8 protein-coding genes are annotated in these 7137 nt (G+C 50.4%); all 8 read right to left on the bottom strand.

The annotated features are described in order from the left end of the window. Window positions 1-1149: 1149 nt before the first annotated feature. Window positions 1150-2868, bottom strand: coding sequence for a recombinase family protein (locus ACTNBK_RS16360; protein ID WP_441147704.1), 1719 nt, complete (start codon window positions 2866-2868; stop codon window positions 1150-1152). Beyond that, complete coding sequence (locus ACTNBK_RS16355) at window positions 2865-3473, bottom strand: hypothetical protein (protein ID WP_441147702.1); 609 nt, start codon at window positions 3471-3473, stop codon at window positions 2865-2867. The genes ACTNBK_RS16360 and ACTNBK_RS16355 overlap by 4 nt, the downstream gene beginning before the upstream one ends. A gap of 14 nt (window positions 3474-3487) precedes the next feature. Then, on the bottom strand, window positions 3488-4960 hold the full coding sequence (mobQ, locus tag ACTNBK_RS16350) for a MobQ family relaxase (RefSeq protein WP_441147706.1): 1473 nt from the start codon (window positions 4958-4960) through the stop codon (window positions 3488-3490). 2 nt (window positions 4961-4962) lie between these two features. Continuing rightward, complete coding sequence (locus ACTNBK_RS16345; RefSeq protein ID WP_441147700.1) at window positions 4963-5271, bottom strand: DUF3847 domain-containing protein; 309 nt, start codon at window positions 5269-5271, stop codon at window positions 4963-4965. Between the two features lie 335 nt (window positions 5272-5606). Next, a complete protein-coding gene (locus tag ACTNBK_RS16340) occupies window positions 5607-5849 on the bottom strand; it encodes a hypothetical protein (protein ID WP_441147698.1) in 243 nt (80 codons plus the stop codon). Between the two features lie 40 nt (window positions 5850-5889). Then, the gene (locus ACTNBK_RS16335) at window positions 5890-6108 is read right to left on the bottom strand and encodes a hypothetical protein (protein WP_441147696.1); all 219 of its coding nucleotides are present in this window, start codon (window positions 6106-6108) and stop codon (window positions 5890-5892) included. Beyond that, window positions 6108-6482 carry a hypothetical protein gene (locus tag ACTNBK_RS16330; protein ID WP_441147694.1) on the bottom strand — a complete coding sequence of 125 codons (375 nt, stop codon included), beginning with the start codon at window positions 6480-6482 and terminating at the stop codon, window positions 6108-6110. Before ACTNBK_RS16330 ends, ACTNBK_RS16335 begins: the two co-directional genes overlap by 1 nt. After that, window positions 6479-6946, bottom strand: a complete 468-nt coding sequence (locus tag ACTNBK_RS16325; RefSeq protein WP_441147692.1) for a hypothetical protein — start codon at window positions 6944-6946, stop codon at window positions 6479-6481. Before ACTNBK_RS16325 ends, ACTNBK_RS16330 begins: the two co-directional genes overlap by 4 nt. Window positions 6947-7137 lie beyond the last annotated feature (191 nt).

Raw genomic sequence — 7137 nt, 5'->3', positions numbered from 1 at the left:
GCAGATAAATAATGGCTATTTTGCACTGAAATCACCTTAACCAAGCGCAAATGGCGGCTAATACATTGAGTAGAAACAGGATAAAGGCTTTTATTCAGAGGTTCCCTAGGTCAAGTCCGCTAAAGATTCCAACAAACATTCCCAAAATAATGAGCGTAGGCCCAATGGGAATTTTAAGCCTGAGCAAAATGGGAATAAAGGCAATGGCTATGAGAACGGATATCAACTGCTCCATAAGATACACCATACTTTCCGTGCCTGTGCAGTAAAGTTGCTGTCTTTTGCGGCAAGAAGCCTCGAAATTCTGGTCAGGCTTTACAAATTTGAACTAATTATAGCAGGGCAAAACTTTTTGTGTCAAATCCAGGCGAGGCGGAAGGGTATGGGTGGAAAAAGGCTGAAACGCTTGAAAATCAATGGTTTTTTTATCTTGCTCATAGATGCGGAACAAAAAGATATGGATGTGTGAGGCAGGAATATGCAAAGGAATTCCTCCTGCTTTGGCTGTGCTTTGGACCGACACATGAAAAGAGAAACATCACCTGTCTGGTATATCGTGGAGATCCGAGTACTGTTGTGGTAGCAGTGGGGCAAGCCTGGCTTCTGCATCAGCCGTTTCCGGTCCGGAGACTGGATTCGGACAGCGAATGTCAGGTCCCCCAGATGCTCGCCCATGTTTTGCGGATCAATAGCTGAATAGAGCGCTGGGGGGTAGAGATGAGCGCCCCACACGCCTCGGTGATTTTCTCCTTGACAACGGGAGGGCGGGGTGGTATAGTAGGACAAAATTTAATCACTTAAACCGTTGAAGCGGAGATAACGGCAACGATGCCTTTACAGAGAGCCTGTGATGCTGAGAGTCAGGCAAGAAACACGTTGTCAAATGGACCGCTGAGGGCGCGGGGAAATGTGGGGCTCCACAGAGTATTCCGCGACGTTGCAGGCAGACGTCATTTGCCGGGGATATGTTGGTATCCTGCTAAGTGCACGGGTCATACCGTGAATCAAGGTGGCACCGCGGATAACGTGTTTATTCGTCCTTGACAGATTGTATCTTTCTGTCAGGGGCGATTTTTTTACTCCCCTGGCAGAATGGCCGGGGGTCATAAGAAAGTAATATTGCTTTTTGCAGGAACGGCATGGCTTCGGTCATGCCGTTTCCTGTTTCATCAGTTCGTCCACGGGGATAAAGCCCACAAGGTCATAAGAGATGCGGACACCCTGTCTGCGCTTCCCGCTGCTCTTGTCAGGCGCTTCGATGTAGATGCCTTTGACAAGCTCCCGCAGGGCGTAGGGTGTCATTTCCTGCAAATCCTCGTATTTGTGTACCCGCTGGATGAAATGCTCCAAATTTTCAATCTGTCGTTCCTGTACTTCGATTTCCTGCTGCAAGGTCTGGATTTCCGCTTTAAGCTGCTCCTGCTCGTCCTCATAGGTCTTGCTCATCAGCGCAAACCGTTCATCAGAGAGTTTCCCGGCCACATTATCCTCATAGATACGGATGAACAGCCGGTCAAGTTCCCCAAGACGGCGTTCTGCCTGTGCCAGACGCTTCTTGTGTCCCCGGACAGCTTCTTCGCTGGACAGCCGGAGTCTATGCTCCATTACTGTCCGAAAATGGGCTTCATGCCGGGTTACATAGGAGATAACCGTTTTCATGTGCATCCAGACCAATTCTTCCAGTACAACCGCCCGGATGAAGTGAGCTGAACAGGTTCCCGTGTTGCTGCGGTAGCTGGCACATACAAAATGGTCTTGCCGCTTCTCAAAGTAGTTGGTGGTGCAGTAGCGCATTTTGGCCCCGCAGTCAGCGCAGTAAACCATGCCGGAGAACAGACTGCTCTTTCCGGTTTTTGTCCTTCGGTGGCGCTGCTTGCGGATCTCCTGCACCTTGTCAAAGACTTCCTGCTCAATGATAGCCGGATGGGTGTTGTAGAATACCGCCCGCTTCTCAATGGGTGTTTCCCGCTGCTTCTTGTCCCAGATGGAGTTGGTGTAGGTCTTGAAGTTAACCGTACAGCCCGTGTATTCCCGCCGTTCCAAAATGTGAACAACGGTATTGGGGTTCCAGTGGTACGGATCAGCGGTTTCAGGGCTTGGGGTGTTAATGCCTTCTCTCCGCTTATAGGCAGTAGGATTGAGCACCTGTTCCGCCTGCAAGAGTTTGGCGATCTGCATCGGCCCCCGGCCTTCCATACACAGATTGAAGATGCGCTTGACCACAGGAGCGGCTGCTTCGTCCACGACCCACTTTGTTCGATCCTCCGGGTCTTTGCGGTAGCCAAAGGGGACATTGGTTGTCAGCGGAATGCCCTGCTCGCCCTTGGCCTTCTGTACCGCACGGATTTTGCGGCTGGTATCCTTGGCAAAAAACTCATTGAACCAGTTTTTGATTCCTGCAACATCGTTGTCGGTGCTGTTGGGGTCAATGGTGTCAAAGTGGTCGTTGATGGCGATATAGCGCACACCATATTTCGGAAAAGTGAAGTTAATATACAAGCCCGTCAGCGAGGAATTTCGCCCCAGACGGGACAGGTCTTTCGACAGCACAACAGCCACTTTTCCTGCCTCGATTTCTGACAGCATCTGCTGAAATCCGGGGCGGTCATAGTTCGTGCCGCTGTAACCGTCATCCACAAAAAATGTTGGATTCGGGAAACGGTGCTCTTTTGCGTATCGGAGCAGAATGTCTTTTTGATTGGTGATGGAATTACTGTCGCCCTCGTTGGCATCCTCTTGGGAGAGGCGGCAATAGAGTGCGGTGATTTTATCAGTTGCCCGTAACATTTCTATATCCTCCTTCAAAGGGGCAACTGTCAGTACAGGATTGGTTGCTTCTATTGTACCAAGATTCCTGGTATTTGTCATTCATCATCCTCCGTCTTTTCTGTCAAAATGCGCTCCATCTTTCTATCCAGCGTTTCTGTTCCGTCATAGCTGCCCGTGATGGTATAAATGGTGCCGCCGATCTCACGCTGTAAAGTGAACTCCGGCAGCCAGAACGCAGATGGATTTTTCACACGGATATGCCCAGTCTCGTCAAACCAGAAATTGTGTTTGGGGCGGTCAGGCGGCAGCGGTTCGGGTTTGAAATAGGGGTTAGGATTGGAGAAAAAATATTTCGTTGGTTCGTCATGGTCAGAATCTTCCCATTGACTGATTTCTTCCCAAATATCCAAATCATCTGCATCAATACCAGAAAACAAATCATCGAGCAGTTGTGGATCAAGGGCATATTTTTCTTCCAGTTGTTTGATGACATCATCCACATCAATGCGGATGGAATCACCGCTGAGTTGTGCGGCTGCAAATTCTGCATCACTCATATTTGCCCACCGCTGCAATTCGGCCCGTGAAGTATCATCAAGCAATATGATTGAACTTACAGGCTTACCATTGGGCAGCGTATCTCCAAGAAGTATTTTTGCAAGTTTCCTTATGAGGTTGCTATCCTCTTTCCAGTTGAGTTCCATTTTTGAAGTCCTCCTTAATGGTCGATCTGATGCTGTTTCCTGCGGCTCTGCTCGTGATTTTCCTGCGCACGAACAACCTGTTCTACCTTGTATTTGATCTGCCAAAGTTTTTTCACCTCCGCATAAATGGGCGAAAGTTCCGCTTGCCCCGTCTTGTATTCCTGTTCCAGACGGTCATGCTCCTTGCGCCATGCAGTGACCGGCAATTTTCCATTCTTAAAATGCGGCTTTAATTTGCGCTCTGCCATGTGATACAGGCGGAGTGCATTTTCATTTTCAGACATGAATTGCTCACGCCTGCCTTTCCACTTGATGGCTGCCAGCTTGTCAGCAACAGGTTTTCCGTCAGCGTAAAACTGTACCATGCGGAGAAGCTCATCTAACTCCTTCCTGCGGTTAGATTTGCCAGACAAGGTACTTTTCAAAGCGTCAATGCGGTCACTCAACGCAGATACACGCTCCTGCAACTGTTCCGGCGTTGTCAAATTGTTCTGCATGAGATAATTACAAATCTCATTGAATTCTTTGAGATTTCCGATTTTCGCTTTCCGGCTCCATGCCCCTGCGCTGCGGTTGGTGTAATACTCGCTGAGCAGCTGCGCCAGATTGGGGGCTTGCGATTTGTTCAATTCCTCATGCGCTTCTTTCAGCCAGTCAAGCAGCGCCGTAATTTTCTTTTTCAGCTTGCCGATCAAGGCATTGGTCGTCTTGACCCAGCGGTTGAAATCGCCCTTATCGGTACGGATACCTCTGGCCTCCATCTGGCGGATCGCCGGACCCTCATGGACAGTAGGCAGCTGCTCCACGCCCTGACGCTCGTAGCTGCGGTGGTCGATGCGGCATTCCAGCCCTTTCCCGGCAAATCGGGCATTGCACATTGCCGCCCACTGTTCCCGCCAATGTTCCAGCGTTTCCGGTTTGCCCCAGTCCGTGGTGGGGACAGCGTTGAACACATAGTTTCCCGCTTCATCCCGGATGCGCTCCCCATTTTCATCCAGGAGATATTCCCGCCGCTGCTTGTTGCCCCATGTCCCGTCCGGCAGCAGGGGACGGATGGGACACATGACATGAAAATGCGGGTTGGCAATGCCGCCGTCCTCCTTGTCGGGGGCGTGAACGGAGAAATCCACCACCATGCCCCGGCTCACAAACTGCTCCAATAAAAATTGCCTTGCAAGGTCGATGTTCTCCTGCATGGAAAACTCGTTCTGCAAGGCAATGTCAAAACTGTATGCAAGCTGGGCTTTCCTGCCCCGCTCCGCCTTTTCCACCTCGTTCCACAGGGTTTGGCGGTCTGCGAAAGAAGGCGGAGCGTGGGGCGGCAGCAGAATTTCAGAACAGAGCACACCGCCTTTCCGGGTGTAGTCGCTGTCCTCTCCGTAATACTCGCTGTGCAGCTTTTCGCCGGATCGGTAAGCAGCGGACGCAACAGCGGATTGCCCTGCGCTGCGTTTGATCTGGGTAACATGGAAGTGAAATAGTGCGATACTTATCCCTTTCCTTTCTGGCTTGCCTGATTGTGTGTATTGACTGCCTTCATTAACAAAGCCCTGACTTCCGGCAAGGTAAAAACCTTTTCCATGAAAGTATAGAACTCCGTTTCGCTCAAAACCTTTAACAGCGGTGCAATGCTCTCCACGGCAGCCCCTCTGGTAATGAGGCAATGCGCCCGTTTCTTCCTGTCTCCCTTCTCATAATAGGATTTCCGGTTTTGCAGCCGCTGGAGCCTGCTGCGCTCCTGCGCCAGCTTCTTTTCTGCGTCTGCGATCTCCTGTTTCAGCTTTTCGGTTGTTGGCATTGTAGATTCCTCCTTTATTTGCAGATAAAAAATACCGCCTGCCTTTCGGACAAGCGGTAAAATTTGCGTGTTGCGTTTCAGGCTTTGGATGGGAAACTGTCTGTGCAAACAGATTGTTTCCCATCCAAAGCGGGCAGGGATAGCCGCATAAGCGGCGCAAGGGGTGCAGCCCCTTGTACGGAACGCAGTGACGCAAAACAGCCCGGACTTCCATCGTCCGGGCTGTCTGCCTCGCAGAGCGCACGCATACAGGGTTTACCCTGTATAGAAGTGCGCCCTTGTTACCAAGGGATATTTTAGTTAACTCAGGTTAATAGCATTGTGCCACATTGAATTTAGTTTGCTGCTTTGACTACTTCATCAATGTCAAGAGAATAACCCAAAACTTCTCCAACGTCCTTGATTTTGCCTTTGACCACCAAAGTGTCGCCAATAGACATTTCCATGACAGCAGCTTTTTGTTCCTCGGTCTTGATATAGCACTGAACCCCCATGATGGCAAACTCATCATCAGTTGGAACAATAGAGATATATTTACCACTGCTATCAATAACATTCAGACGACCAGTTAACTCCACATAGCGTCATCACCCGCACCTCCTCGTCTTGCTCATTTCATCAATGAAAAACAGGCCAATTTTCTTCATAGGTGAAGTCATAGAAGTTCTCGGCCTCCTCTCTCGAAATTGGAAAAACACCGATTACTACTTCATCCGTGCCATGTTTTGAGATAAAATCTTGTGCTTCTTCTACGGAGGGGTCTCGTGTCCCCTTTATCACCATTCCGTATCCGCTCTCAAAATCAAGCTCATAAAAAGAAACTTTGCTGCTTGTCATCACCCGCACCTCCTCATTCGCATTTTGGAAAGGGCCTCACCGATTTCCGACCAGCTGCACCAGCAGTTGTAGCCGCCCGTCCAGTCTTTGTCATGCGCCATCGTGCGGTACAAAACGTGGTGATACCACTCGGACGAGCAGAACCGCACATCACTGATAGCAACGTAGACGAACTCACCAGTTGTCTCATCCCGCAGCACTGCCGAGAACTCATAGTGTCCGGGGAGGAATTTGTGCAGTGCAAACCCCGCCGCCTTTGCCTGTTTCCGCAGGTCTGCTCTTGCCTCCCGCTGGAAAGCATCGTAGTCGCTCCCGGTTTCGCAACCGGAAGAAAATGCGTGGTGCAGCCACTTATCCATTCTGTTCGCCATCATTCATCAACCTCCAATCTCATGGACCACCGAGCGGCTTTCTCTCTGATAAACCGCTCAACTTCTTCACGGTCAAGCCCCAGCACTGCCGCACAAAGAACAACGTCGGCAAACTCCTCGTTCAACCTGTGCGATGCCTCGCTTGTACTCACCGGCGTGGGATTGCTCTTGTCAATCGTCCTGCGCAGTTTCAGCGCCGCTTGGGACAGCTCCGCTGCCTCCTCTGCCATGCCTGCCAGCAGCTCGCAGCAGCCGAGTAGGGTGTGAATATCTTTGGCGCGCGGCTCCAATCTTTGGAGCGTCTTCTCAATGGTGGTCGGCTCAGCTTGAGCCTTTCTGATTTCGGCGGCCATCGCGTAATACAGGCTATGCAATTTATCTGCACAATCCTCGACACCGTGGTCGCCCTCGCAATAAACCCCAAACTCGCTTCGAGTATAAATGGGGCAACTTCCGCATCTGCTCATTGATTCGTCCTCCTTTGCAAAATAGAAGAAACCCGCCATTTCTGGCGGGTTTCCGTATATAGGCAAATTCAGCTATCTATCAAGGTGGTGTATAATAGAAGCACCACAGTGGAGGTTTTATTATGGCAAGAAAGAAACGCACACCGGAAGAAAATGCCCGCAGGGAAAAGATCAGAGAGCTGTTGCAGATG

Source organism: Intestinimonas sp. HCP28S3_D6, assembly GCF_052065695.1.
Lineage (GTDB): Bacteria > Bacillota > Clostridia > Oscillospirales > Oscillospiraceae > Intestinimonas.
Note: the sequence above shows the minus strand (reverse complement) of the source record. Positions and strands in the feature narration are given on the sequence as shown.

Excerpts from the sequence above, each read along its gene's own strand:
- ACTNBK_RS16325 (WP_441147692.1), bottom strand. The coding sequence starts at position 6,946 with ATGAGCAGATGCGGAAGTTGCCCCATTTATACTCGAAGCGAGTTTGGG.
- ACTNBK_RS16335 (WP_441147696.1), bottom strand. The coding sequence starts at position 6,108 with ATGACAAGCAGCAAAGTTTCTTTTTATGAGCTTGATTTTGAGAGCGGA.
- ACTNBK_RS16360 (WP_441147704.1), bottom strand. The coding sequence starts at position 2,868 with ATGACAAATACCAGGAATCTTGGTACAATAGAAGCAACCAATCCTGTA.
- ACTNBK_RS16355 (WP_441147702.1), bottom strand. The coding sequence starts at position 3,473 with ATGGAACTCAACTGGAAAGAGGATAGCAACCTCATAAGGAAACTTGCA.
- ACTNBK_RS16330 (WP_441147694.1), bottom strand. The coding sequence starts at position 6,482 with ATGATGGCGAACAGAATGGATAAGTGGCTGCACCACGCATTTTCTTCC.
- ACTNBK_RS16345 (WP_441147700.1), bottom strand. The coding sequence starts at position 5,271 with ATGCCAACAACCGAAAAGCTGAAACAGGAGATCGCAGACGCAGAAAAG.